We start from the raw sequence: 25706 nt of genomic DNA, 5'->3' as shown, positions 1-25706 counted from the left end.
CCTGGGTGCTCACCCGATCAGCGCGAGCGCGAGGGGCAGCACGGGGCCGGAACCGGCGCGCCGCAGCATCCGTCCCGCCAGAGTCATCGTCCAACGTGTGTCGATCTCGTCGTCGACCAGCAGGATCGGTGCCCCCTCGAGCGCGCTGAGCGCCTGGGACAGCTCCTCGGTGATCTCGAAGCGCCCCTGCAGGGCGGCGATCCGGAAGGCGCTGTTGCGGGCACCGTGGAGGGGGCCTGCCTCCGCGGCCAGCGGGAGCACGCCGAGGTCCTGCATCCTGCCCACGCGCGCGATGCCCGAGGCGAGGTCCCGCACCAGGCGGGGCCGGGTCGCGGAGCCGATCGCGAGCACCGCCGCGGGACGCTGCTCCCAGTCCCAGGCGCCGAGCACCTCGATCACGCGCTGGGCGATCGCCGGGGTGAGCTCGGCGTCCAGCCGCCGCCCGTCCTCATCGGTGGCGAGCAGTGCGCGCAGCGGCACGGCCCAGCCCAGATCGGACATCCGCGCCACCGCGCGTCCCTCCTCGACGCGCTCGTCGGGCGGGATGTTCCCTCGCAGCGGGGCGCCGGACTCGCCGGTGACCCCGAGCCGGTCCAGCCCCTGGGGCCACTGCTTGCGGGCCTCGACGGGGACCCCCACCCGGTCCAGCAGCTTCGAGACGGCCTCCCGGCTGCTCTCGGCCGCGCTCGACGCAGCGCCATCGGCCTGTGCTCCGCCGGCCGGTGCGGCGCCGGGCAGCGGGTACCAGGGCCCCGCGCACACATCGCAGCGGCCGCAGGGCTCCGCGGTGTCGTCATCGAGCTGACGGGCCAGGAACAGCATCCGGCACTGCTGCGGATCACCGGCACGCAGCCCCTCGTACTCGAGCATCGCCTGCTGCTCCTCGCGCCGCGCCCGGGCCACGTGCTCGTAGCGCGGGGCGTCGTACGTCCACGGCCGGCCGGTGGAGATCCACCCGCCCTTGACGTTCTGCACCGCACCGTCGACCGCGAGCACCTTCAGCAGCAGGTCCAGCGCCGTGCGCCGCACATCCACCCGCGCCTCGAGCGCCGCGGTGCTCAACGGCCGATCGGCCTCGGCCAGCGCCGTGAGCACGCTCGCGGCGCTTTCCTGCGAGGGCATCGAGGCGGTCGCGAAGTACTCCCAGATCGCGCGGTCCTCCCGGCCCGGCAGCAGCAGCACGTCCGCGCTGTCCGTGGCACGGCCCGCACGCCCCACCTGCTGGTAGTAGGCGACCGGGGAGCTGGGGGCGCCGAGATGGATCACGAAGCCCAGATCCGGCTTGTCGAAGCCCATGCCCAGGGCGCTGGTGGCCGCGAGCGCTTTGACCCGGTTGTCCTTGAGCGCCTGCTCGAGCTCGGCCCGGTCCTCGGCGTCGGTGCGCCCTGTGTAGGCGCGCACCGGACGGTCGGGCCGGTCCAGCAGCTCCGCGAGATCCTCCGCGGCGGAGACGGTGAGGGTGTAGATGATCCCCGAGCCCTCGAAGCGGTCGAGATGCTCGACGAGATAGGCGAGACGGTCCCGATCATCGGGCAGCGACAGCGAGCCCAGGCGCAGCGAGGAACGGGTCAGGGAGCCGCGCAGGGTGAGCACCTCGGAGCCCGCCGCGCCGCCGCCGGTCGCCTGGACGCCGAGCTGCTCCGCCACATCCGCCACCACGCGCGAGTTCGCGGTCGCGGTGGTCGCGAGCACCGGCACCTCGGCGCCGAGCTGCGCCACCAGGTCTCGCAGGCGGCGGTAGTCGGGACGGAAGTCGTGGCCCCAGTCGGAGATGCAGTGCGCCTCATCGATCACCAGCAGCCCGCAGCGGTCCACCAGCGCGGGCAGCTGCTCCTCGCGGAAGCGAGGGTTGACCAGCCGCTCGGGCGAGACCAGCAGCACGTCCAGCTGATCAGCGGCCAGGGCCTGCTCGATGTCGGACCACTCGGTGGGATTCGCGGAGCTGATCGCCTCCGCCCGCACCCCGGCTCGGCGCGCCGCGGCGACCTGGTCGCGCATCAGCGCGATCAGCGGGGAGACGATCAGGGCCGGGCCCGCGCCGCGCCGACGCTGCAGCAGGGCCGCCAGGAAGTAGACCGCGGACTTCCCCCAGCCGGTGCGCTGGACCACGAGCACCCGGCGCCGCTGCTCGACCAGCGCGGAGATCGCCTCGAACTGGCCCTGGTGGAAGTCGGCGTCCGCGTTCCCGGTCAGGGCCCGCAGCGCGTCACGGGCCTCCTCGCGCAGCGAGGTGGGGGCGGAGGAGTCGGGGGTCGAGAAGCCGTCGCTCATGCCCCCAGTGTGGCAACCGCCCCCGACGCATGATCCCGCGTCCGCCGGGCGGCGGCAGGATCAGTCGTCCGAGGAGGTGGGGGTGCTGGGGGAGGAGCCCTCCCGCTCGAGCCGACGCAGACGCTCCGAGGTGGACTCGTCGTCCCGCAGCGGATCGTCCTTCGTGGCCAGCGCACGGCGCATCTTCGCCTCGAGCTCCTGCGCCTCGCGCAGCACGGGATCCGTTGAGCGCTCCTCGCCGTCCTCGGGATCGTGGGCGTGGTAATCGATGTTCGGGTCGACGGACATGTCGAGGTCCCTTCGTTCTCCGGTGGAGACCGAAGTCTAGCGAGGAAACCCGCCGCCACGTCAGGGAGGAACGAGCGGTAGGCCGGGCGCCGCCGGCGAGCTGGGTAGGCTCGCGAGGGTGACTCGACGCTCCCGAGGCTCCGCCTCGTCCCCGACCCCTCGTCCGCTCGCCGGGAGGCGCCTGATGGAGGCGCTGATCGGCGGCTGGCAGCCGCTCCAGCGTCTGGACGCCGACGGCTTCGCGGTGTTCCGCTCCCGCGGCGTGACCCGGCGCGCGCACAGCATCCTCGCCCTGGACGCCCCCGACTCCGCCGAGCAGCTCGTGCCCGCCCTCGAACGGGTCGAGGCGCTGGTCGCGATGACGGGGGAGCGGCCCGTGCACCGCATCGTGGACGGGGTCTCGCCCGAGGCGCTCGACCCTCTGCTGGCCGAGCGCGGCGACGAGCTCGTGGGCCGCAGCGAGATCCTCGAGAAGCCGCTGACCGGCACCCTGCCGCGCCCCCACCCCGCTGCCGTGATCTCCACCGGCGCGCTGGACGAGGACTGGTTCCGCGCCGCCTGGGCCCTGGCACCGCGGGAGGGGGCGGAGGCGGAGCGGACGCTGCGCGAGATCCTCGGCGGCACCGTGTCGCTGCAGGTGCGCTTGCCGGCTCCCGGCGGTGAGGCCGATGCCGCCGTCGGCCGGGCCGCGCTGGTGAGCGTCGGCAAGGAGACCGTCGCGGTGCTCAACATGATCGCGGTGGATCCCGCGCAGCGCCGCCGCGGACTGGGCCGGGCGCTGTCCGGGACGCTGCTCGCGCTCGCCGCCGTGCAGGGGGCCCGGCGCGCCCTGCTCGAGGTGGAGGAGGACAGCACCCCCGCACGCCGTCTCTACCGTGATCTCGGCTTCACTCGCACCGGCGGCTACCACTACCGGGTGGGCACCGCAGGGGCCTGACCGGCTTAGGATGTCCCCATGCCTTCGATCGGACGAGATGACGTCGCACGCCTCGCCGACCTCGCACGGATCCAGCTCACCGAGGAGGAGATCGACCGCTTCGCGGGCGAGTTCGACTCCATCATGGACGCTGTCGCCTCCGTCTCCGAGGTCGCCACCGAGGATGTTCCCGCGACGTCCCACCCCATTGCCATGACGAACGTCTTCCGTGAGGACGTCGTCGCGAACACCCTGACCCAGGAGCAGGCGCTGGCCGGCGCTCCTGAGGCACAGGACGGCCGCTTCGCCGTCCCGCAGATCCTGGGCGAGGAGTGACCATGAACGACATCATCCGCCGCAGCGCGGCCCAGCAGGCCGGCGCGCTCTCGGCCGGGGAGATCTCCTCCGAGGAGCTCACCCGCGCCCACCTGGACCGCATCGCCGCCGTCGACGGCGACCTGAACGCCTTCCTCCACGTGAGCACCGAGGAGGCGCTCGCCACCGCGAAGGACGTCGACTCCCGCCGCGCCGCCGGCGAGGAGCTGCACGCCCTGGCCGGGGTGCCGATCGCCGTCAAGGACGTCGTGGTCACCGAGGGCCAGCCCACCACCGCCGGCTCGAAGATGCTCGAGGGCTGGATCCCGCCCTACGACGCGACCCTGGTCACCGCACTGCGCAGGGCCGGGCTGCCGATTCTGGGCAAGACCAACATGGACGAGTTCGCGATGGGCTCCTCCACCGAGACCAGCGCCTTCGGCCCCACCCGCAACCCCTGGGACCGCGAGCGGATCCCCGGCGGCTCCGGCGGCGGCTCGGCCGCGGCCGTGGGCGCCTATGAGGCACCGCTGGCGATCGGCACCGACACCGGGGGCTCGATCCGCCAGCCCGGAGCAGTCACCGGCACCGTCGGTGTCAAGCCCACCTACGGCTCCGTCTCCCGGTACGGACTGATCGCCATGGCCAGCTCGCTGGACCAGGCCGGGCCCGTCTCCCGCACCGTCGAGGACTCGGCGCTGCTGCACGAGCTGATCGCCGGCCACGACCCGCTGGACTCCACCTCCCTGACCGATCCGGTGGGCGCCTTCACCCAGGCCGCCCGCAGCAAGGACGTCAAGGGGCTGCGTGTGGGCGTCATCGAGGAGCTCGAGGGCGAGGGCTTCGCCCCCGAGGTCAGCGCCCGCTTCACCGAGTCGCTCGAGCAGCTCGAGCGCGCCGGCGCGGAGATCGTGCGGGTCTCCTGCCCGAACTTCCGCTACGCCCTGGGCGCCTACTACCTGATCATGCCCTCGGAGGCCTCGAGCAACCTCGCCAAGTTCGACGGCATGCGCTTCGGCCTCAGAGTGGTGCCCCACGACAGTCCTACTGCAGAGAATGTCATGAAGGCCACCCGCGGCACCGGCTTCGGCGACGAGGTCAAGCGCCGCATCCTGCTGGGCACCTACGCCCTCTCGGCCGGCTACTACGACGCCTACTACGGCAGCGCCCAGAAGGTCCGCACCCTGGTGCAGCGCGACTTCGCCGCCGCCTTCGAGCAGGTCGACGTGCTCGCCTCGCCCACCGCGCCCACCGTCGCCTTCCGCCTCGGCGAGAAGATCGACGACCCCACCGCGATGTACATGAACGACATCGCCACCATCCCCGCCAACCTCGCCGGCACCCCGGGCATCACCATCCCCAGCGGTCTCGCCGAGGACGGCCTGCCCGCCGGCATCCAGTTCCTCGCCCCCGCGAGGGCCGACGAGCGCCTGTACCGCGTCGGCGGTGCCCTCGAGGCGCTGCTCGAGGACTCCTGGGGCGGCCCGCTGCTGTCCAAGGCCCCCGAGCTCATGAACGGAGCGAAGTGATGAGCACTGCAGCCGACCTCGACCTCGTCGACTACGACGACGCCATCTCCCGCTTCGACCCGGTGCTCGGCATCGAGGTGCACGTGGAGCTGGGCACGGTCACCAAGATGTTCGACGGCGCACCCAACATCTTCGCCGCCGAGCCCAACACGGCGATCACCCCGACCTCGCTGGGCCTGCCCGGCGCGCTGCCGGTGGTCAACCGTCGGGCCGTCGAGTACGCGATCAGGATCGGCCTCGCGCTGAACTGCTCGATCGCGGAGACCTGCCGGTTCTCGCGCAAGCAGTACTTCTACCCGGACCTCACCAAGAACTTCCAGACCTCGCAGTACGACGAGCCCATCGCCTTCGACGGCTGGGTCGACGTCGAGCTCGAGGACGGGGAGATCGTCCGGGTCGAGATCGAGCGCGCCCACATGGAGGAGGACGCCGGCAAGAACACCCACGTCGGCGGCGCCACCGGACGCATCCACGGCGCCACCCACTCCCAGGTCGACTACAACCGCGCCGGCGTGCCGCTGGTGGAGATCGTCACCAGGCCGATCCCGGACACCAAGGGGCGCGCCCCCGAGGTCGCCGCGGCCTACGTGCGCACCCTGCGCGACATCTTCCGGGCGCTGGACGTCTCCGAGGCACGGATGGAGCGCGGCAACGTGCGCGCTGATATCAACGTCTCCCTGCGCGAGACCCCCGAGTCGCCGCTGGGCACCCGCACCGAGACCAAGAACGTGAACTCGTTCCGCTCGATCGAGAGGACCGTGCGCTACGAGATCTCCCGCCAGGCCGGCGTGCTCGACGCCGGCCAGCAGGTGGTCCAGGAGACCCGCCACTTCCACGAGGACACCGGCGGCACCTCCTCGGGCCGCCCGAAGTCCGACGCCGAGGACTACCGCTACTTCCCCGAGCCGGATCTGGTGCCGGTGGCCCCGGGCCGGGAGTGGGTCGAGGAGATCCGCGCCTCGCTGCCAGAGCTGCCCGCGGCGCGCCGTCGCCGTCTGCTCGGCGAGTGGGGCTTCAGCGATCTCGAGATGCGGGACGTCGTCAACGCCGACGCCCTGGACCTCATCGAGGCGAGCGTCGCCGCCGGGGCGAGCGCCCAGAGCGCCCGCAAGTGGTGGATGGGCGAGCTGGCCCGCATCGCGAAGGATCGCGAGACCGAGCTGAGCGCCCTCGCGGTCACCCCGGCGCAGGTCGCCGAGCTGCAGGGCCTCGTCGACGAGAAGAAGATCAACGACAAGATCGCCAAGCAGGTGCTCACCAAGGTGCTCGAGGGCGAGGGCGATCCCGCCGCGATCGTCGAGGCCGAGGGTCTGGCCGTGGTCTCCGACGATTCGGTGCTCACCGGTGCCGTGGATCAGGCGATCGCCGACAACCCCGACGTGGTCGCGAAGATCCAGGGCGGCAAGGTCCAGGCCATCGGCGCACTGATCGGCCCGATCATGAAGGCCACGCGCGGCCAGGCCGACGCCGGCCGCGTGCGCGAGATCATCATGGACAAGCTCGGCGTCTCCTGAGGCCCCGGCGATCCCGGCACGGCCCGGTCCCGCTCGGGGCCGGGCCGTCCGCTGTCCGGATGGTGACACCGCCATCTCGCATGGCGGCGTAGCATGGATCCATGGTTCAGCTCCGCTCACGCACCTCGACCCACGGCCGCAACATGGCAGGCGCCCGCGCCCTCTGGCGCGCGACCGGCATGAAGAGCGAGGACTTCGGCAAACCGATCATCGCGATCGCCAACTCCTACACGCAGTTCGTGCCCGGCCACGTCCATCTCAAGAACATGGGCGACCTGGTCGCAGGCGCGATCGAGAAGGCCGGCGGCGTCTCCAAGGAGTTCAACACGATCGCCGTGGACGACGGCATCGCGATGGGCCACGGCGGCATGCTCTACTCGCTGCCCAGCCGCGACATCATCGCCGACTCGATCGAGTACATGGTCAACGCCCACACCGCCGACGCGCTGGTGTGCATCTCCAACTGCGACAAGATCACCCCGGGCCATCTGATGGCCGCGATGCGGCTGAACATCCCGGTCATCTTCGTCTCCGGCGGCCCCTCCGAGTCCGGCAAGCCCGTCGAGGGCGTGACCGAGAACCGCATCGACCTGGTCGATGCGATGTCGCTCTCCGCCGATGACTCCATCACCGACGCCCAGCTCGCCGAGGTCGAGGAGAACGCCTGCCCCACCTGCGGCTCGTGCTCGGGGATGTTCACCGCGAACTCGATGAACTGCCTCACCGAGGTGCTCGGCCTGTCCCTGCCCGGCAACGGCACCACGCTGGCCACCCACGCCTTCCGCAGGGAGCTCTTCCTCGACGCCGGCCGGCGGATCGTGGACCTCGCCAAGCGCTACTACGAGGACGGCGACGAGTCGGTGCTGCCGCGCTCGATCGCGACCCGGGCCGCGTTCCACAACGCCATGGCGATGGACGTCGCGATGGGCGGCTCGACCAACACGATCCTGCACATCCTCGCCGTCGCGATCGAGGGCGAGGTCGACTTCGGCCTCGACGACATCGACCGCATCTCCCGCCTGGTGCCCACCCTGTCGAAGGTCGCACCCAACGGCACCGCGCACGTCGAGGACGTCCACCGCGCCGGAGGCATTCCCGCGATCCTCGGCGAGCTCGACCGGGCCGGGCTGCTGGACCACGACATCCACACCGTCCACTCCCCGGACCTGGCCAGCTGGCTCGCCGAATGGGACATCCGCGGCGGCACCGCCACGAAGAAGGCCGAGGCCCTCTTCCACGCGGCCCCCGGCGGGGTGCGCACCACCCAGGCGTTCTCCACCACCAACACCTGGGACGAGCTCGACACCGACGGCGAGAACGGGGTGGTCCGCTCCGTCCCGCACGCTCACACCAAGGACGGCGGCCTCGCCGTGCTCAAGGGCAACCTCGCCCGTGACGGCGCCGTGTTCAAGACCGCGGGCGTCACCGAGGACCTCTTCCACTTCGAGGGCACCGCGGTGGTCTGCGACTCCCAGGAGGAGGCGGTCCAGAAGATCCTCGACAAGACCGTCAAGGCCGGGGACGTCGTGGTGATCCGCTACGAGGGCCCCCAGGGCGGTCCCGGCATGCAGGAGATGCTCTACCCCACCTCCTTCCTCAAGGGCCGCGGCCTGGGGAAGACCTGCGCCCTGATCACCGACGGCCGCTTCTCCGGCGGCACCAGCGGCGTCTCGATCGGGCACATCTCCCCGGAGGCCGCCGAGGGCGGGCTGATCGGCCTGATCGAGGACGGCGACAGGATCATCATCGACGTCGACAAGCGCCTGCTCGAGCTCGATGTCCCCGAGGACGAGCTGGCCCGCCGCCGTGAGCAGAAGGGCCCGCTGCCCTGGCGTCCCGCTCAGCGCGAGCGCAAGGTCTCCCAGGCACTGAAGGTCTACGCGCACCTGGTGCGCTCGGCCACCTACGGCGCGACCCGCCGCCCGCTGGACTGAGCGGGCGGGCGAGCGGGCGGGATCAGGTGCCCAGCGCCCCGCGATAGCGATCCACGAGCAGCTCGGCGATCAGCGGATGATCGCCGAGCGGCTCGGCCACCAGATCCGCGCCGGTGCCCTCGAGCTGGGAGTGGAAGAAGCCGCGAGCGAGCAGGTAGCACGCGATGACCACCCGCCCCTCCGCCTCGTCCCCGCCGCGCAGGCGCGCGACGGCATCCGGCACCGACGGCTCGGCCGCGGCGATGAACGCGACGGTGACCTCCCGGCCCAGCCGCTGCGAGAGCAGGGCGCCCATCTCGTGCGCCATCGCCTGCCCGGCCGGATCACGGGTGCCGGCCACGGCCATCACCACCGCGTCCTCGGCATGCGCGCCCGCCTCCGCGAGCCGGTCGGCCATCACCTCGGCCAGACGCGGATCGGGGCCCATCGGCGCCGCCGCGACCGCCTCATGATCGGCCACGGCCCCTGCGATGTCGTCGCCCACGTGGAAGCCGGTGGTCAGCAACAGCGGGACCACCACCGCGGCGGGCGGGCTCTGCTCGCGCGTGCGCCGGCCGTCCCCGCGCGCCGGAGCGATCTCGGCGACCACCTCTGCCGGGGTGGGGGTCTGCACGTCCACATAGGCCTCGCGCACGGTCGCCTCGGGCAGCAGCGCGGCGACGCGCTGCAGGATCGCGCGGATCTCGTCGCGCCCTTCCCGCAGCCGGGTGCCGTGCGCGGTCCCGATCAGCACAGGCATCACGGGATCCGCGGCGACCGGCACCGGTGCTGGGCCCACCAGCGCCTCGCGCCCCGCGCCGTGCGCCGGGGAGGCGGGCTCCGGCGGGCGCAGGAAGCCCTCGGCGGAGGTGCGGCCCACGGTGATCACGGCGGGATGGCCGATCCCGGCCTCCGCCGCGATCTCTTCGATCGTGGCGAGGGTGCCGTGCACGGCACGCTGACCGGGCAGCGTCGCCTCCTGCACGATCGCGACCGGGGTGGCGGGGTCGATGCCGTTCAGCCGCGCCTGGGCCACCAGGCGCGGCAGCCAGCCCATTCCCATCATGAGCACCGTGGTGGTGCCCGGATCGGCGAGTGCCGCGAGATCCGCGGGTCCCAGGTCGCCGTGCGCGTTGACGATGTGCACGGCGACGGAGGCACCGCGGTGGGTGACCGGCACGTCGGCCGCCGCCGGACCCGCGATCGCCGAGGACACGCCCGGCACCACCTGCACCGGCACCCCGGCGGCTCGGCAGGCCAGCACCTCCTCGCCGCCGCGGCCGAGCACGAAGGGATCGCCGCCCTTGAGGCGGGCCACGCGATGACCGGCCCTCGCCCGCTCCACCAGCAGCTCGCCGATCCCGCTCTGGCCGAGGCTGGGACGGCCGGGGGTCTTGCCCACGTCGATCACCTCGACCTCGGGGCCCAGCTGCTCGAGCAGCGCCGTCGGGCCCAGGCGGTCGGCGACCACCACGTCGGCCTGCCGCAGCAGGGACCAGCCGCGCAGCGTGAGCAGATCGAGAGCGCCGGGACCGCCGCCGATCAGGGCGACGGAGCCGGGCTCGAGAGTGACGGGCTCGAGGTCGGGAAGCGGAGCAGGGGAGTGCACGGGAGCCTTTCGGGGCAGGGCTCGCCGCGGTGACGGGGAAGGTCACCGCGGCGGGAACGAGCGGATCAGGGTGCGGCGGCGGGCTCGGAGACCGCGGCGCCGCGTGGGCGGGCCGAGACCAGCACCCGCCCGTCGCGCACCTCGGCCTCGTGCACGGCGATCGGCAGCTTCTGCCCGCCGCCGGAGTCGAGCACCTCGCCGGTGTCGAGGTTCCACGCCTGCTTGTACATCGGGGACGCGATCGTGGGCACGATCTCGCCGGGCTCCTCGCCCTCGCCCGGGAGCTCGTGGGAGCCCACCAGGCCGCGGGAGAGCACGTTGGCGCCCGAGTAGGGGTCCCGCTGCTGGCAGGCGCGCACCGAGTCGTCCACCAGGCGGAACACCGCTACCTGGACCCCGTCCAGCAGCGCCGCGGCTCCCCGCTCGACGGAGAGGTCGCTCAGTGCGCAGATGTCGATCATGGTCGGCTCCTGGGTGGTCATCGGTCGATCTCCTCGCCCTCGACGGCATCGCCCATCGGGCTGGTCGCCCCCAGGCTCAGCGCGGCCAGCTCACGGGCCCGCACCGGATCGGGCGCGGTGCGGCTGTCCATCTCGTGGGCGGGGCGCATCTGGCCGCGCTCGGGGACCCAGGCGAGGTCCGGATCGGCCACGCCTGGGGCGTTGACGAAGGAGACGAACTTCGCCAGCCGCTGCGGATCGTTCAGCGTGGCGGTCCACTCGTCCTCATAGGTCGCGACGTGGTTGGCCATCTGGGCCTCGAGCTCCTCGCCGATGCCGAGGGAGTCCTCGACCACCACGCGGCGCAGCTCCTCGATCCCGCCCTCGCGGTCCTCGACCCAGCGCGCGGTGCGCTGGAGCTTGTCCGCCTCCTGGATGTAGAGCATCAGGAAGCGGTCGATGCATTTGACCAGGTTCTCGTCGTCGAGGTCCTCGATCAGCAGCTGGGCGTGCGCGGGCTGCGCGCCGCCGTTGCCGCCGACGTAGAGGTTCCAGCCCTTGGTCGTGGCGATCACGCCGACGTCCTTGGCACGGGCCTCGGCGCACTCGCGGGCGCAGCCCGAGACGCCGATCTTCAGCTTGTGCGGGGAGCGCAGCCCCCGGTAGCGGCGCTCGAGGGCGACAGCCATCCCGGTCGAGTCCTGCACGCCGTAGCGGCACCAGGTCGAGCCCACGCAGGACTTCACCATGCGCAGCGACTTGCCGTAGGCGTGACCGGATTCGAAGCCCGCATCGACCAGGCGGCGCCAGATCTCCGGCAGCTGGTCCAGGCGCGCCCCGAACATGCCGATCCGCTGGGCGCCGTTGAGCTTGAGGTAGAGCCCGTAGTCGAGGGCCACCTGCGCGAGCACGAGCAGCTGCTCGGGGGTGACCTCGCCCGCGGGCATGCGGGGGATCACCGAGTAGGTGCCGTTCTTCTGGATGTTCGCCATCACGTGGTCGTTGGTGTCCTGCAGCGCGCCCAGCTGCTCGCCGACGGGGGAGTGCAGGCGCCCCGAGGTGGTGCCGAGGCTCGAGAGGATGGAGGCGACCACCGGCTTGCACACCGCGCAGCCGCGGCCGCGGCCGAAGGCCGTGACGATCTCGGTGAAGGTCTGCTGGCCGCCCTCCTTGACCAGCTGGTACAGCTCGGCGCGGGAGTGGGCGAAGTGCTCGCACATCGCGGTGGAGACGGCGATGCCGCTCTTGGCGAGCTCCTGGCCCAGCATCTTGGACAGGGTGGGCACGCAGGATCCGCAGACGGTGCCCGCGGTGGTGCACTCCTTGATCGCGCCGACGGTGTGGCAGGACTGCTCGTGGATGGGATGGCGCACGGTGCCGGCGACGACGTTGTTGCACGAGCAGACCACCGCGTCGTCGGGCAGCTCCGCGCCCGCCATCGCGTCCGCCCCGCCCTCGGGGGCGATCACGGCCGACGGGTCCGCGCCGAGGTTGCGGCCGATCAGGGGGCGCAGCTGCGAGTACAGCTCGATATCGCCCACGAACACGCCGCCCAGCAGCAGCTTGGCGTCATCGGACATCACGAGCTTGCGGTACTTGCGGTTGACGGGATCCACGAAGGAGACCTCGAGCGCGCCGGGGCTGAGCGCGTTGACGTCCCCGAAGGCCGCCGCGTCCACGCCCACGCCCTTGAGCTTGGTGCCGTCGTCCTTGCGCTCGTGCACTCGGGTGCCGCCGAGGAAGCGGTCCACGACCACGTCGGCCATGTCGTTGCCGGGCGCGATCAGACCCGCGCAGGAGTCGTTGAACGACGCGCATTCGCCGACCGCCCAGATCGCCGGATCGGAGGTCTGGCAGGCCTCGCCCACCACCACGCCGCCGCGCTCGGCGATCGCGAGGCCCGCCTCGCGTGCGAGGCGGTCGCGGGGCCGGATGCCGGTGGAGAAGATGACCACGTCCGCGGGCAGGGAGGAGTCGTCGGTGAGCTCGGCGGTGCCGATCGCGCCGTCGGCCGCGGGCCCGAACCGGCTCGCGCCCACCCCGGTGCGCACCTCGATGCCCTCGTCCTGGACCAGCAGGCGCAGCATCTCGCCGCCGCCCTGGTCGAGCTGGACGGCCATGATGCGGTCGGCGAACTCGACGACGGTCGAGGTGGCGCCGAGGTTCTGCAGCGCGGCCGCGGCCTCGAGGCCCAGCACGCCGCCGCCCACGACCACGCCGCGCACGGGCCGTCCCAGCGTCTCGCCGCGCAGGCTCACCCACTCGGCGATCCGCTCGACGTCCTCGACGGTGCGATAGGAGAAGGTGCCGGGCAGGTCCTTGCCCTCGGCGCGCGGCGCCCACGCCCAGGAGCCTGTGGCCAGCACCAGCCGGTCGTAGGGGACCACGGTGCCTGCAGCGGTGGTGACGGTCTGCGCGGAGCGGTCGATCGACTCGGCCTTGTCCCCGGTGAGCAGGGTGATCCGCGGATCGTCCCAGACCCCGGTGTCCAGGGCGAGCATGTCCGCGCTGCGGGTGGAGAACCAGTTCGACAGGTGCACGCGGTCGTAGGGCATCTCCTTCTCCTCTCCGATCACGGTGAGGGTCCAGTCGCCCTCCGGATCCTGGGACTGCAGGCGCGCGGCGAAGCGGTGGCCGGTCATACCGCCGCCGATCACGACGATGCGGGCGTCGCTCAGCGGCGCGTGCTCTGCGACGGGGGCGAGGGGGGAATGTCCTGGGGTGCTCATGGCGGATGCTCTCGAACCACTCGGGAACGGGTGACGACGCTCATACCCTATGGAGGTCGCGGCCCTGTTCGCAGGACTTTCGCCCTCGTCGGCCCGGGCGCGCCGTGGTCGTGAGCGCGGACCGCCGTCCGTATGGTCTCGCGATCCGGACACCTGGTGCGCGCAGGGGGAAAGGGCCTAGTGTGGGCGCATGCAGACGATCCTTCTCGTAGTTCCCGAGCGCGGCTGACGCCCACTCGTCACTACGAGCTGTCATCCGCGCCCCTCCCCGAGCCCCAGGCGGAGGGGCTTTTTCGTGCGTCGGACACAGCGCGGCGGAGGGAGCGGAGGTCGACGCAGCAGTTCACCGCCATGCCCACCGTCCGAGACGACGAAGGAGTTCCGATGACCGGACAGCAGATGACCGGCGCGCAGGCGCTGGTCGAGTCCCTCAAGCACGCCGGAGCAGAGGTCGTCTTCGGCCTTCCCGGCGGCGCCATCCTGCCCACCTACGATCCGCTGATGGATGCCGAGGGCCTGCGGCACGTGCTGGTCCGTCACGAGCAGGGCGCGGGCCATGCGGCCAGCGGCTACGCCCACGCCACCGGCAAGGTCGGGGTGTGCCTGGCCACCTCGGGCCCGGGCGCCACGAACCTGATCACCGCGATCGCGGACGCCCAGATGGACTCGATCCCGATGGTCGCGATCACCGGCCAGGTCGGCTCGATGTTCATCGGCACCGACGCCTTCCAGGAGGCGGACATCGTGGGCATGACCATGCCGATCACGAAGCACAACTTCCTGGTCTCCTCCGCGGACGACATCCCCAAGGTCATCAAGCAGGCCTTCCACATCGCCTCGACCGGCCGTCCCGGCGTGGTGCTGGTGGACGTCACCAAGGACGCCCAGCAGTCGATGACCCAGTTCGTCTGGCCCGAATCGCTGGACCTGCCCGGCTACCGCCCGGATCCGCGCCCGCACAGCAAGCAGATCCGCGAGGCGGCCTCGCTGCTGATGGAGGCCCAGCGCCCGGTGTTCCTGCTCGGCGGCGGCGTGCTGCGCGGCAACGCGAGCGCCGAGGTCACCGAGCTGATCGACGTCTCCGGCGCCCCCTTCGTCACCACCCTCATGGCGCGCGGCGCACTGCCGGACTCGCACCCCAGCCACCTCGGCATGCCCGGCATGCACGGCACCGTCGCCGCGGTCTCCGCCCTGCAGCGCTCGGACCTGATCGTCAACATCGGAGCGCGCTTCGACGACCGCGTCACCGGCGTGCTGGACTCCTTCGCCCCGAACGCGAAGATCGTCCACGCGGACATCGACCCGGCCGAGATCTCGAAGAACCGCGAGGCCGACGTCCCGATCGTGGGCCAGGCCGCAGACATCGCCCGCGCTCTGAGCGACGAGCTGCGCGAGCGCATCGCGGCCGACGATACCCGCGATTACTCGACCTGGTGGAACACCCTGAACATGCTGAGGGAGAACTACCCGCTGGGCTGGACCGAGACCGAGGACGGCCTGACCGCTCCGCAGAAGGTCATCAGCCGCATCGGCGAGATCTCCGGGCCGGACTCGATCTACGTCGCGGGCGTGGGCCAGCACCAGATGTGGTCCGCCCAGTTCATCAAGTACGAGAACCCCTGCACCTGGCTGAACTCCGGGGGCCTGGGCACCATGGGCTACTCCGTGCCCGCGGCGATGGGCGCGAAGGTCGGCCAGCCGGACAGGGTGGTGTGGGCGATCGACGGCGACGGATGCTTCCAGATGACCAACCAGGAGCTCGCCACCTGCGTCATCGACAACATCCCGATCAAGGTCGCGGTCATCAACAACTCGAGCCTGGGCATGGTGCGCCAGTGGCAGAACCTGTTCTATGACCAGCGCTACTCCAACACCGAGCTGAACACCGGGCACGGCTCGCGCCGCGTCCCCGACTTCGTGAAGCTGGCGGAGGCCTACGGCTGCGTGGGCCTGCGGTGCGAGCGCGACGAGGACATCGACGCGACGATCCAGCAGGCGATGGAGATCAACGACCGCCCCGTGGTCATCGACTTCACCGTCAGCGCCGACGCGATGGTGTGGCCGATGGTGCCCGCCGGCGTCTCCAACGACGAGATCCAGATCGCCCAGGGCATGAGCCCCGAGTGGGAGAGGGACATCTGATGAGTATGAACACGACCGATTTCGTCATGACCCCCGAGAGCCAGACCCTCTCGGTGCTGGTCGAGAACAAGCCCGGCGTGCTCACCCGCGTCACCGCGCTGTTCTCGCGCCGCGGGTACAACATCTCCTCCCTCGCGGTCGGACCGACCGAGCACCCGGAGATCTCCCGCATCACCGTGGTGGTCGACGTCGACCAGCGACGCCTCGAGCAGATCACCAAGCAGCTGAACAAGCTGGTGAACGTGCTCAAGATCGTCCAGCTCGACGCCCGCGCCACGGTGCAGCGCGAGCTGATCCTGATCAAGGTGACCGCGGACAACTCCACCCGCACCTCGGTGCTGGAGATCGTCCAGATGTTCCGCGCGAAGGTGGTCGACGCGGCCGCCGACTCGGTGACCGTCGAGGCCACCGGAACCCAGGACAAGCTCTCGGCGCTGCTGGGGATGCTCGAGTCCTTCGGCATCCGCGAGATCGTCAAGTCCGGCGAGGTCGCCATCGGCCGCGGCGGACGGGCGATCACCGATCGCAGCCTGCTGGGCTGATCCCCCGCCCCCCTCCGCGGCGTCTCCACAGCTGAGACGAACGCCCATCATGCAAGACAACCGGCGATAGGATCGACCTGTCGCCCGCACCCCGATCATTGAAGGAGCACAACGTGGCTGAGATCTTCTACGACGACAACGCCGATCTGTCCATCATCCAGGGCAAGAAGGTCGGCATCGTCGGCTTCGGCTCCCAGGGCCACGCCCACGCGCTGAACCTGCGCGACAGCGGAGTCGAGGTCCGTGTGGGCCTGCGCGAGGGCTCGAAGTCCCGCGCCAAGGCCGAGGAGCAGGGCCTGGGCGTCGGCACCGTCGCCGAGGTCGCCGAGTGGGCCGATCTGATCATGATCCTCACCCCCGACCAGGATCAGCGGAAGGTCTACGCGGATTCCATCCAGCCGCACCTGAGCGAGGGCAAGGCGCTCGCCTTCGCGCACGGCTTCAACATCCGCTTCGGCTACATCGAGGTCCCCGCGGGCGTCGACGTGCTGCTGATCGCGCCGAAGGCACCGGGCCACACCGTGCGCCGCGAGTACGTCGCCGGCCGCGGCATCCCGGACATCGTCGCCGTCGAGCAGGACGCCACCGGCGGCGCCTGGGGCCTCGCGCTGTCCTACGCCAAGGGCATCGGCGGCACCCGCGCCGGCGTCATCAAGACCACCTTCACCGAGGAGACTGAGACCGACCTGTTCGGTGAGCAGGCCGTGCTCTGCGGCGGCATGAGCCACCTGGTCCAGGCCGGCTTCGAGACCCTCTCCGAGGCGGGCTACCAGCCCGAGATCGCCTACTTCGAGGTGCTCCACGAGCTCAAGCTGATCGTGGACCTCATGTTCGAGGGCGGCATCGCCAAGCAGCGCTGGTCGATCTCCGACACCGCGGAGTACGGCGACTACGTCTCCGGGCCGCGCGTGGTGAACGCCGACACCAAGAAGGCCATGAAGGAGGTCCTCGCGGACATCCAGAGCGGTGCCTTCGCCAAGCGCTTCATCGACGACCAGGACGCGGGCGCGCCCGAGTTCAAGGAGCTGCGCGAGACCGAGGCGAAGCACCAGATCGAGGTCGTCGGCAAGGACCTGCGCAAGATGTTCTCCTGGAGCGCGCAGCCGATCGACGAGGACTACGTCGAGGGCAGCGCCGCGCGCTGAGCGACCCCCGGCACCGCGACGGCGGGCGCACCTTCGAGGTGCGCCCGCCGCCGCTGTTCGTGCATCATGTGCACAGACCGAGAGCAGGGCAGCGCCGGCACGAGGGCCGGCAGGGGAGGGTCGCAGATGGCGCCGCACAGGACCACCAGACGGACGGCCACCAGGCGGACGGCGCTGAGGGGGCTGGGGGCACTCGGAGTGGTGACCACTGCAGGGGCTTGCACCGTTCTGCCCGGCCTCGGCGAGGACGAGGACCCCGCCCGGAGCGCCGAGCCGGAGGAAGGCGCCGGCGACGAGGACGCGGAGGAGCAGGCCGACGAACCGACCGAGGAGCCCGGCAGCACCTTCGACGCCTGGGCGCGCGAGGAGGACCTCACACTGGTCGAGCTCGACCTGGAGGCGGCCGACGAGGAGTTCGGCACCATGAAGGGACAGCTCGAGCGGGAGGACCGCTACGGGACCTGGTGGTCCCCGGGCTTCCCCGAGGACTCGCCGATCTTCACGACGGAGCCCCGCCGCATCGACCCGCGGGTCGAGGAGGCGCTCGGAGGGCGCGAGGCGGTGCACGGCTCGGCCACCGGTGTGCTCGTGCAGACGATCATCGAGATCCTCGATACTCCGCTGCTGTGCGAGGCGGACAACTCCCGCTCCGATGAGATCGCACCGGCGCTGGTGGAGGCCTTCGGCCTCGAGGGCGTCGATGTCGCGGCCTTCGACGAGCTGTTCGCCCAGATGCCCGTCTCCGGTGCGCAGGATCCGGAGCAGGGGCTGCCAGAGAGCTACGGCTTCGAGCCTCTCGAGTACCCGGCCGACGGGCCCCGGATGAGCATCCTCGAGGCCGCCACCGAGGTCGAGCACCTCGAGGTCGAGGGTCTGAGCGGACCTCTCTTCCTGGCCTCGGTGCGCGGAGCGCTCCCGGTCCGCACGGAGGAGGGGGAGATGCCGCTGGTGCGCAACGTGACCTACGGCCTCGCGATCGACGAGGATGCCGGCACCGTGCTGATGGTCTACCGCGCCAACTCCGCTCCCAGCATCCACATCGAGGACCCCTCGAGCCTGCCCGTGGTCGAGGGTGCCGAGGTCCCCGGGGACTGGACCGAGCACAGCATGCGCGGCCTCACCGTGTCCCTGCCGCCGGAGGTGGGCGACCCGGACGTGACCGAGGTGGGGCTGATGTTCCAGGACGGCCAGCGGCGCGCCGCAGTGCTGCGCACCGGACTGGGCACGCCCTCCCCGTACCCCCTCTCGGCCAGTCGCCACGTCGCGCGGGCCGAGGTCCCCGGGGCGGATCTCGCCGTGGCGGCGATCGGGATCGGCCTGGACACCACGTACTCCGTGACCGTCACGCTCCACCGTGAGGGGGAGCAGTTCACGGTGCAGCTGCATGACGTCGACCCGGAGGAGGCCCCGGTCCTGGCCCATCAGGTGCTGGCAGGACTGGATCTCGCATCCTGACCGAGATGACCGAATGGCGGACAGGGCAGTAGTCTGTGCTCGGCCCTGACGACGGCTCCCCCCGTCGCCGCCGATCCGTCCCGGAAGGTACCCCAGTGACCCGTCCCGTCGTGCTGCTCGCCGAAGAACTCTCGCCCGCCACCATCGAGGTCTTCGGCGACGATGCCGATGTCCGCCACGTCGACGGCACCGATCGCGGTGCCCTGCTCGAGGCCGTCGTGGACGCCGACGCGCTCCTGGTCCGCTCCGCGACCCAGGTCGACGCCGAGGTCTACGCCGCCGCCCGCTCCCTGAAGGTCGTCGCGCGCGCCGGCGTGGGACTGGACAACGTGGACGTGCCCGCCGCCACCAGCGCGGGCGTGATGGTCATCAACGCCCCCACCTCGAACATCACCTCCGCCGCCGAGCTCGCGGTCGCGCTGATCCTCGCTTCGCTGCGCAACATCGGCCGGGCTGACGCCTCGGTCAAGGCCGGCAGGTGGGAGCGCAAGCAGCTCACGGGCGTCGAGCTGCTGGGCAAGACGGTCGGGGTCGTGGGCTTCGGCCGCATCGGCCAGCTGGTCGCCGAGCGCCTCGCACCTTTCGGTGTCGAGCTGCTCGCCTACGACCCCTACGTCAACCACACCCGCGCCGCCGAGCTCGGCGCCCGCGTGGTCGAGCTCGACGAGCTGATGCGCGAATCCGACGTGGTCACCGTGCACATGCCCAAGACCCCCGAGACCACCGGCCTGATCGGCGCCGAGCAGTTCGCGCTCGCCAAGCCGTCCCTGCACGTGGTCAACGCCGCCCGCGGCGGGCTGATCGACGAGACCGCCCTCTACGAGGCCCTCTCCTCCGGGCGCATCGCCGGCGCGGCGCTGGACGTCTACTCCTCCGAGCCGCCCACGGCCTCCGAGACCGCCCGGCGCCTGCTCGAGCTGGACAACGTCACCCTCACCCCGCACCTGGGCGCCTCGACCGCCGAGGCGCAGGAGAAGGCCGGCGTCGCGGTCGCGAAGTCCGTGCGTCTGGCCCTGGCCGGCGAGCTCGTGCCTGATGCGGTCAACGTCGCCGGGGGCGCGATCGATGACCTGGTGCGCCCCGGCGTGGCCCTCGCCGACCGGCTCGGCCAGCTCTTCACGGCCCTCGCCGGCGAGTCGCCCGAGCTGCTGGACATCGAGGTGCACGGCGAGATCGCCTCGCGCGATGTCACCGCTCTGAAGCTCTCCGCCCTGCGGGGCGTCTTCCGCTCGGTGGTCACCGAGCAGGTCAGCTACGTCAACGCCCCAGTGCTGGCCGAGGAGCGCGGGATCACCGTGCAGCTGGTGACCGACGAGAGCACCGAGCGCTTCCGCAACGTCATCACCCTGCGCGGCACCCTGCGCGACGGTGGCGTGGTCAGCGTCTCCGGCACCCTGAGCGGTGTGGACCAGGAGCACAAGCTCACCGAGGTGTTCGGCCATGCCCTGGACGTCGCGCTGAGCGACCACCTGCTGATCATCCGCTACCAGGACGGCCCGGGCCTGATCGGCACCTACGGCCTCCGCCTCGGCGAGGCCGGCATCAACATCGGCGGCATGCAGGTCTCCCGCAAGGGCCGCCGCGGCGACGAGGCCCTCGTGGTCCTGGATCTCGACGAGTCCGTGGACCGCGAGTTCGCCGAGGAGCTGGGCGCCGCGATCGACGCCCGCTCGATCCACACCGTCGACCTCGTCTACTGATCGCCCCCGAAGAACCGGAGCACCCCATGAGCACCCACGCCGCAGATCCCTCCGTCCTCCAGCTCGCCGTCATCGAGGGCGACGGCATCGGCAAGGAGGTCGTCCCCCAGGGCCTGCGCGCCCTGCGCGCCGCCCTCGAGCCCGCCGGGGTGAGCGTCGAGACCACCGACTTCGACCTCGGCGCGGGCCGCTGGCACCGCACGGGCGAGACGCTCACCGACGAGGACATGGCGCGCCTCGCCGAGCACGACGCGATCCTGCTGGGCGCCGTCGGCGATCCGGGCGTGCCCTCGGGCGTGCTCGAGCGCGGGCTGCTGCTGAAGCTGCGCTTCGCCTTCGACCACTTCGTCAACCTCCGCCCCACCAAGCTGTTCCCGGGAGTGTCCTCGCCGCTCGCGGATCCGGGCGAGATGGACTTCGTGGTCGTGCGCGAGGGCACCGAGGGCCCGTACGTCGGCAACGGCGGCTCGCTGCGCACCGGCACCGAGCTCGAGGTCGCCACCGAGGTGTCCCTCAACACCGCCGTCGGCGTCGAGCGCGTGGTGCGCTACGCCTTCGAGCAGGCCGAGCGCCGTCGCCGGAAGCTCACCCTGGTCCACAAGCACAACGTGCTGGTTCACGCCGGCCACCTCTACCGCCGCATCGTCGAGCAGGTCGGTGCCGAGCACCCGGACGTCGTCGTCGACTACGCCCATGTGGACGCGGCGATGATCTACCTGGCCACCGACCCCTCGCGCTTCGACGTCATCGTCACCGACAACCTCTTCGGCGACATCGTCACCGACCTCGCCGCGGCGGTCGGCGGCGGCATCGGCCTGGCCGCGAGCGGCAACATCAATCCCACCGGTGCCTTCCCTTCGATGTTCGAACCGGTCCACGGCTCCGCCCCCGACATCGCTGGGAAGAACCTCGCCGATCCCACCGCCACCGTGCTCTCGGTCGCGCTGCTGCTGGACCATCTCGGCCACCTCGAGCCGGCCGCCGCGGTGCGCGCCGCGGTCGAGAACGACCTGGCCGCCCGGGCCGGCTCCGAGGCGCTCGGCGCGCGCGGGACCACGCAGATCGGCGACGACCTGGTCGCCGCGATCGCCGGGCGCTGAGCCCCGGCCACCGACCACCTGACCATCCACCCTGCACCGAGGAGAACCCCGTGAGTGCGCTCGACTTCACCCAGACCAGCACCGCCCGCCGTGTCGGCGACGCCGAGCGCGCTCGGATCCTCGCCGCTCCCGGCTTCGGCCAGCACTACACGGACTTCATGGCCCACGCCCGATGGACCGTCGAGAGCGGCTGGGGCGGGGGAGAGGTGCTCCCCTTCGGTCCGCTGCAGCTCTCTCCCGCCGCGGCGGTGCTGCACTACGGCCAGGAGATCTTCGAGGGCCTGAAGGCCTTCCGCCACGCCGACGGCTCGGTGTGGACCTTCCGTCCCGAGGCCAACGGCGAGCGTCTCCAGCGCTCCGCTCGCCGCCTGGCCCTGCCCGAGCTGCCGGTGCCGGACTTCCTCGCCTCGCTGCGCGCGCTGGTCGCGGCGGATGAGCCCTGGGTGCCGGAGGCCACCAGCGAGGAGTCGCTGTACCTGCGCCCCTTCATGTTCGCGAGCGAGGAGTTCCTGGGCGTGCGCGCCTCGCACACCGTGGACTACTACGTGATCGCCTCGCCGGCCGGTCCGTACTTCCCTCGCGGCGTGCAGCCGCTGGTGGTGTGGATCACCGACGAGTACGCACGGGCCGGGGCCGGCGGCACCGGCGCCGCGAAGTGCGGCGGCAACTACGCCTCCTCGCTGCTGGGCAAGAACGAGGCCGCGGAGAACGGGGCCGACGAGGTGCTGTTCCTGGACTCCGAGACCCACACCAGCATCGACGAGCTCTCCGGCATGAACGTCTTCGCGATCACGCGGGACGGGCGCCTGCTCACCCCGGCCCTGACCGGCTCGATCCTCGAGGGCGTCACGCGGCTGTCGATTCTGCAGCTGGCCCGCGACCGCGGCCTCGAGGTGTCCGAGCAGCGACTGGTCATGAGCGAGGTGCTCGAGCAGCTCGGCAGCGGCGAGATCACCGAGATGTTCGCCTGCGGCACCGCCGCGGTGATCAACCCGATCGGTGAGTTCCGTGCCCGCGGCGGCTCCTGGACCGTGGGCGACGCCGGCTCGGGCGAGACCACCCTGGCCCTGCGCAAGGAGCTCACCGACATCCAGTACGGCCGGATCCCGGACCGTCACGGCTGGATGACCCGACTGGTGTGAGATCGAGATGATCGAGAACGCCGCACAGGCTCCCGCGCAGATCCCCTCGTTCCACCTCTACGACACCACGCTCCGCGACGGCTCGCAGCAGGAGGGCCTCACACTCTCGGTCGCGGACAAGCTCGCCGTGGCCCGGCACCTCGACGACCTCGGCGTGACCTATATCGAGGGCGGCTGGCCCGGCGCCGTCCCGCGGGACACCGAGTTCTTCGCCCGAGCGTCCTCAGAGCTCGAGCTGCGCAGCGCGCGCCTGGCGGCCTTCGGCGCCACCCGCAAGGCCGGGGTCGCCGTCCAGGAGGACCTCCAGGTCGCGGCGCTCGTCGACTCCGGCGCGCCCACCATCACGCTGGTGGCGAAGTCGGATCTGCGCCATGTCACCGGCGCCCTGCGCACCACCGGCGACGAGAACCTCGCCATGGTGCGCGAGACGGTGCAGCACCTGGTGGGGCTGGGACGTGAGGTGTTCCTGGACGCCGAGCACTTCTTCGACGGCTTCCTCCACGACGCCGACTACACGACCTCCGTGCTGGTCGCCGCGCACGAGGCCGGTGCCTCGGTGCTCGTGCTGTGCGACACCAACGGCGGGATGCTCCCGCACCAGGTGACCGAGATGGTCGAGGACCTTCGCAGCCGCCTCGCGGCCGCGGGTGCGGGCGAGGCCCGGCTGGGTGTGCACACCCACGACGACACCGGCTGCGCGGTCGCCAACGCGATCTCCGCGGTGCGGGCCGGCATCACCCATGTGCAGGGCTGCGTGAACGGATACGGGGAGCGCACCGGCAACGCGAACCTGGTCACCCTGATGGCGGACCTCCAGCTCAAGATGGGCATGGACCTCCTCCCCGCCGAGACCCTCGAGGAGACCACCCGCATCGCCCACGCGATCGGCGAGATCGTCAACCTCGCGGTCAACCCCCGGGCCCCGTACGTGGGAGCGAGCGCCTTCGCCCACAAGGCAGGCCTGCACGCGAGCGCGATCCGGGTCGACCCCGACCTCTACCAGCACACCGACCCCCGAGCCGTCGGCAACGACATGCGGATGATCATCTCCGACATGGCCGGCCGTGCCTCGATCGAGCTCAAGGGACGTGAGCTCGGCATCGACCTGGCGGGGCATCCCGAGCTCCTCTCGCGCCTCGCGGCCACCGTCAAGCAGCGCGAGGCGATCGGCTACTCGTACGAGGCCGCCGATGCGTCCTTCGAGCTGCTGGTGCTGGACGCGCTGGGCCAGGCGCCGAGCTACTCGACCGTCGAGTCCTGGCGCGCCACCTCGCAACTGGGCCGTGACGGCACCCTGGAGACCGAGGCGACCGTGAAGCTCCACGCCGACGGCGAGGGCCCGCATGAGCGGAAGGTCGCGATCGCCGAGGGCAACGGCCCGGTCAACGCCCTGGACCTCGCCCTGCGCGCCGCGCTGCGCGAGCGCCATCCCGAGGTGGACGACTTCGAGCTGCGCGACTTCAAGGTGCGCATCCTCGATGCCCACCACGGCACCGACGCCACCACGCGCGTGCTCGTGCGCACCTCGGGACGCGGCCTCGAGTTCCAGACCGTGGGCGTGGGCCCCAACGTCATCGAGGCCTCCTGGGAGGCGATCTACGACGCCTACACCTACGGCCTGTACAAGTCGGGGGTCTGATCGGCGAACCCCGTGCCGCGTCGGCACCCGGAGGGCTACCCTGAGGCCATGACGACCTACGTGCTCACCGCCATCGGGGATGACCGACCGGGCCTCGTGGCCGCACTCGCCGCCGCTGTGGACGAGCACGACGGCAACTGGGTCGACAGCCAGCTCGCGCTGCTCGCCGGGAAATTCGCCGGCATCGTCCAGGTCGAGCTGCCCGATGAGCGCGTCCCGGCCTTCCTCGAGGCGCTGCCCGCCCTGTCCGAGGAGGTCGGACTCTCGGTGGAGGCGGCCGAGGGCACCGCGGCCGGGGAGGAGAGGGGGCCGCGCTCCGTGCTGCGCCTGCACCTGCTGGGCCAGGACCGCACCGGGATGGTGCGCGAGGTGGCCTCCGCCCTGCGCTCCCAGGGCGCGACGATCGACGGGCTGCGCAGCTGGACCCGCGAGGCGCCCGAAGGGGGCGGCATGCTCTTCGAGGCCGAGGCCGAGGTGCGCCTGCCCGCCGAGGTCGAGGAGGCTCAGGTGCGCGAGGCGCTCGAGACGATCGCCGCTGAGCTGATGGTGGACCTGGAGCTCGACGCTCCCGAGTGAGCGGCCCGCACGGCACAATTACGTGACGTTCGCATTGCTGAAGTCGCTTTCTCTGTGAATATGCAATGACCGCCGTCCATAATTCGGGGGAAAGTCAGGCTTTCCGCGGATTGCGTGCTTTCCGGGACCGAAGTCCCCTACTGTGGTCTTCACGGTCGAGGATTCTTGCAGGGTGCAGATCACCCCTCGCGAGACGTCATCGGGCAGTCCTCGATCCACGTACTCGCCCTCGAGCGTGGAGAGTCGTCGATGACCGCGTCCCCCGTCCCCTCCGCCACCCCCAGCACTGAGGTTCCCGCCGGAGCCTGGCGCGCGCTGCTCCTGGTCACCCTCGGATTCGGCGTGAACTTCTGGGCGTGGGCGCTGCTCAGCCCGCTCGGCCCCGTCTACGTCGAGAGGGGCCTGGCCGCCGATGCCTCGCTGATCGTCGCGATCCCGGTGCTGGTCGGTTCCCTCGGCCGGATCCTGATGGGCGGCCTCACCGACCGTCTCGGCGGGCACCTCATGTTCCCGGTGGTCTCCCTCATCACCGTCATTCCGGTGCTGTTCATCGGATTCGTCGGCCAGTACACCTACTCCACGCTTCTGCTGGGCGGATTCTTCCTCGGGGTCGCGGGCACCACCTTCGCGATCGGTGTGCCGTATGTGAACTCCTGGTTCCCGCCCGCCAAGCGGGCTCTTCGCGGCTCGTGGTGAAGGAGAGCGTCGCGTCGCTGGCGTAGAACGACCCGTGGTCCTGCT

The 25706-nt window shown here is 71.3% G+C and carries 20 protein-coding genes; 15 read left to right on the top strand and 5 right to left on the bottom strand.

What is annotated here, in order from left to right; genetic code table 11:
• Positions 1–9: 9 nt before the first annotated feature.
• Both BN4251_RS12815 and BN4251_RS12810 read right to left on the bottom strand, forming a co-directional pair.
• On the bottom strand, positions 10–2271 hold the full coding sequence (locus BN4251_RS12815; RefSeq protein ID WP_087485459.1) for a RecQ family ATP-dependent DNA helicase: 2262 nt from the start codon (positions 2269–2271) through the stop codon (positions 10–12).
• A 60-nt stretch (positions 2272–2331) separates the two neighbouring features.
• On the bottom strand, positions 2332–2559 hold the full coding sequence (locus BN4251_RS12810) for a hypothetical protein (RefSeq protein WP_087485458.1): 228 nt from the start codon (positions 2557–2559) through the stop codon (positions 2332–2334).
• Between the two features lie 184 nt (positions 2560–2743).
• Here BN4251_RS12810 and BN4251_RS12805 point away from each other — a divergent pair, with 184 nt between their 5' ends.
• From BN4251_RS12805 to ilvD, 5 genes are all read left to right on the top strand, one after another.
• Positions 2744–3496, top strand: coding sequence for a GNAT family N-acetyltransferase (locus tag BN4251_RS12805; protein ID WP_170931960.1), 753 nt, complete (start codon positions 2744–2746; stop codon positions 3494–3496).
• An 18-nt stretch (positions 3497–3514) separates the two neighbouring features.
• A complete protein-coding gene (gene gatC, locus BN4251_RS12800) occupies positions 3515–3811 on the top strand; it encodes an Asp-tRNA(Asn)/Glu-tRNA(Gln) amidotransferase subunit GatC (RefSeq protein ID WP_087485456.1) in 297 nt (98 codons plus the stop codon).
• Positions 3812–3813: 2 nt separating this feature from the next.
• Positions 3814–5319: an Asp-tRNA(Asn)/Glu-tRNA(Gln) amidotransferase subunit GatA gene (gene gatA, locus BN4251_RS12795; protein WP_087485455.1), complete on the top strand. Its 1506-nt coding sequence runs from the start codon at positions 3814–3816 to the stop codon at positions 5317–5319.
• Entirely contained in the window at positions 5319–6833 is a 1515-nt protein-coding gene (gene gatB / locus BN4251_RS12790) for an Asp-tRNA(Asn)/Glu-tRNA(Gln) amidotransferase subunit GatB (RefSeq protein WP_087485454.1), read from the top strand. Before gatA ends, gatB begins: the two co-directional genes overlap by 1 nt.
• Positions 6834–6934: 101 nt before the next feature.
• On the top strand, positions 6935–8767 hold the full coding sequence (gene ilvD / locus BN4251_RS12785; protein ID WP_087485453.1) for a dihydroxy-acid dehydratase: 1833 nt from the start codon (positions 6935–6937) through the stop codon (positions 8765–8767).
• Between the two features lie 22 nt (positions 8768–8789).
• Here ilvD and cobA read toward each other — a convergent pair whose 3' ends face one another.
• From cobA to nirB, 3 genes are all read right to left on the bottom strand, one after another.
• Positions 8790–10355, bottom strand: coding sequence for a uroporphyrinogen-III C-methyltransferase (cobA, locus tag BN4251_RS12780; RefSeq protein ID WP_087485452.1), 1566 nt, complete (start codon positions 10353–10355; stop codon positions 8790–8792).
• Between the two features lie 65 nt (positions 10356–10420).
• Positions 10421–10837: a nitrite reductase small subunit NirD gene (gene nirD, locus BN4251_RS12775; RefSeq protein WP_087485451.1), complete on the bottom strand. Its 417-nt coding sequence runs from the start codon at positions 10835–10837 to the stop codon at positions 10421–10423.
• Positions 10834–13524: a nitrite reductase large subunit NirB gene (gene nirB / locus BN4251_RS12770; protein ID WP_087485450.1), complete on the bottom strand. Its 2691-nt coding sequence runs from the start codon at positions 13522–13524 to the stop codon at positions 10834–10836. The genes nirD and nirB overlap by 4 nt, the downstream gene beginning before the upstream one ends.
• A 384-nt stretch (positions 13525–13908) precedes the next feature.
• On the opposite strand from nirB, the gene BN4251_RS12765 reads away from it, so the two are divergent.
• The 10 genes from BN4251_RS12765 to BN4251_RS12715 all read left to right on the top strand — a co-directional run bounded on the left by BN4251_RS12765 (position 13909) and on the right by BN4251_RS12715 (position 25661).
• A complete protein-coding gene (locus BN4251_RS12765) occupies positions 13909–15666 on the top strand; it encodes an acetolactate synthase large subunit (RefSeq protein WP_245810342.1) in 1758 nt (585 codons plus the stop codon).
• Between the two features lie 5 nt (positions 15667–15671).
• Positions 15672–16208 (top strand): acetolactate synthase small subunit, encoded by a 537-nt coding sequence (gene ilvN / locus BN4251_RS12760; RefSeq protein WP_245810423.1) that lies wholly within the window; start codon positions 15672–15674, stop codon positions 16206–16208.
• Between the two features lie 113 nt (positions 16209–16321).
• On the top strand, positions 16322–17353 hold the full coding sequence (ilvC, locus tag BN4251_RS12755) for a ketol-acid reductoisomerase (protein WP_087485448.1): 1032 nt from the start codon (positions 16322–16324) through the stop codon (positions 17351–17353).
• 201 nt (positions 17354–17554) lie between these two features.
• Positions 17555–18808 (top strand): hypothetical protein, encoded by a 1254-nt coding sequence (locus BN4251_RS12745; RefSeq protein WP_087485446.1) that lies wholly within the window; start codon positions 17555–17557, stop codon positions 18806–18808.
• 95 nt (positions 18809–18903) lie between these two features.
• On the top strand, positions 18904–20508 hold the full coding sequence (gene serA / locus BN4251_RS12740; RefSeq protein WP_087485445.1) for a phosphoglycerate dehydrogenase: 1605 nt from the start codon (positions 18904–18906) through the stop codon (positions 20506–20508).
• 26 nt (positions 20509–20534) lie between these two features.
• Positions 20535–21608, top strand: coding sequence for a 3-isopropylmalate dehydrogenase (locus BN4251_RS12735; protein WP_087485444.1), 1074 nt, complete (start codon positions 20535–20537; stop codon positions 21606–21608).
• A 50-nt stretch (positions 21609–21658) separates the two neighbouring features.
• Positions 21659–22750, top strand: coding sequence for a branched-chain amino acid aminotransferase (locus BN4251_RS12730; RefSeq protein WP_087485443.1), 1092 nt, complete (start codon positions 21659–21661; stop codon positions 22748–22750).
• A 7-nt stretch (positions 22751–22757) separates the two neighbouring features.
• Positions 22758–24389 (top strand): citramalate synthase, encoded by a 1632-nt coding sequence (gene cimA, locus BN4251_RS12725; protein ID WP_087485442.1) that lies wholly within the window; start codon positions 22758–22760, stop codon positions 24387–24389.
• A gap of 48 nt (positions 24390–24437) precedes the next feature.
• Positions 24438–24965 carry a glycine cleavage system transcriptional repressor gene (locus tag BN4251_RS12720; RefSeq protein ID WP_087485441.1) on the top strand — a complete coding sequence of 176 codons (528 nt, stop codon included), beginning with the start codon at positions 24438–24440 and terminating at the stop codon, positions 24963–24965.
• A 249-nt stretch (positions 24966–25214) separates the two neighbouring features.
• On the top strand, positions 25215–25661 hold the full coding sequence (locus tag BN4251_RS12715) for an MFS transporter (protein WP_342744528.1): 447 nt from the start codon (positions 25215–25217) through the stop codon (positions 25659–25661).
• Positions 25662–25706 lie beyond the last annotated feature (45 nt).

Source organism: Brachybacterium massiliense, assembly GCF_900184245.1.
In the GTDB taxonomy this organism is placed as follows: domain Bacteria; phylum Actinomycetota; class Actinomycetes; order Actinomycetales; family Dermabacteraceae; genus Brachybacterium; species Brachybacterium massiliense.
Note: the sequence above shows the minus strand (reverse complement) of the source record. Positions and strands in the feature narration are given on the sequence as shown.

Coding starts and splice junctions, on each gene's coding strand:
- BN4251_RS12765 (WP_245810342.1), top strand. CDS start 13,909: ATGACCGGACAGCAGATGACCGGCGCGCAGGCGCTGGTCGAGTCCCTC.
- nirB (WP_087485450.1), bottom strand. CDS start 13,524: ATGAGCACCCCAGGACATTCCCCCCTCGCCCCCGTCGCAGAGCACGCG.
- BN4251_RS12815 (WP_087485459.1), bottom strand. CDS start 2,271: ATGAGCGACGGCTTCTCGACCCCCGACTCCTCCGCCCCCACCTCGCTG.
- gatB (WP_087485454.1), top strand. CDS start 5,319: ATGAGCACTGCAGCCGACCTCGACCTCGTCGACTACGACGACGCCATC.
- gatC (WP_087485456.1), top strand. CDS start 3,515: ATGCCTTCGATCGGACGAGATGACGTCGCACGCCTCGCCGACCTCGCA.
- BN4251_RS12805 (WP_170931960.1), top strand. CDS start 2,744: ATGGAGGCGCTGATCGGCGGCTGGCAGCCGCTCCAGCGTCTGGACGCC.
- BN4251_RS12720 (WP_087485441.1), top strand. CDS start 24,438: ATGACGACCTACGTGCTCACCGCCATCGGGGATGACCGACCGGGCCTC.
- BN4251_RS12810 (WP_087485458.1), bottom strand. CDS start 2,559: ATGTCCGTCGACCCGAACATCGATTACCACGCCCACGATCCCGAGGAC.
- BN4251_RS12735 (WP_087485444.1), top strand. CDS start 20,535: ATGAGCACCCACGCCGCAGATCCCTCCGTCCTCCAGCTCGCCGTCATC.
- gatA (WP_087485455.1), top strand. CDS start 3,814: ATGAACGACATCATCCGCCGCAGCGCGGCCCAGCAGGCCGGCGCGCTC.
- ilvN (WP_245810423.1), top strand. CDS start 15,672: ATGAACACGACCGATTTCGTCATGACCCCCGAGAGCCAGACCCTCTCG.
- nirD (WP_087485451.1), bottom strand. CDS start 10,837: ATGACCACCCAGGAGCCGACCATGATCGACATCTGCGCACTGAGCGAC.
- BN4251_RS12715 (WP_342744528.1), top strand. CDS start 25,215: ATGACCGCGTCCCCCGTCCCCTCCGCCACCCCCAGCACTGAGGTTCCC.
- ilvD (WP_087485453.1), top strand. CDS start 6,935: ATGGTTCAGCTCCGCTCACGCACCTCGACCCACGGCCGCAACATGGCA.
- cimA (WP_087485442.1), top strand. CDS start 22,758: ATGATCGAGAACGCCGCACAGGCTCCCGCGCAGATCCCCTCGTTCCAC.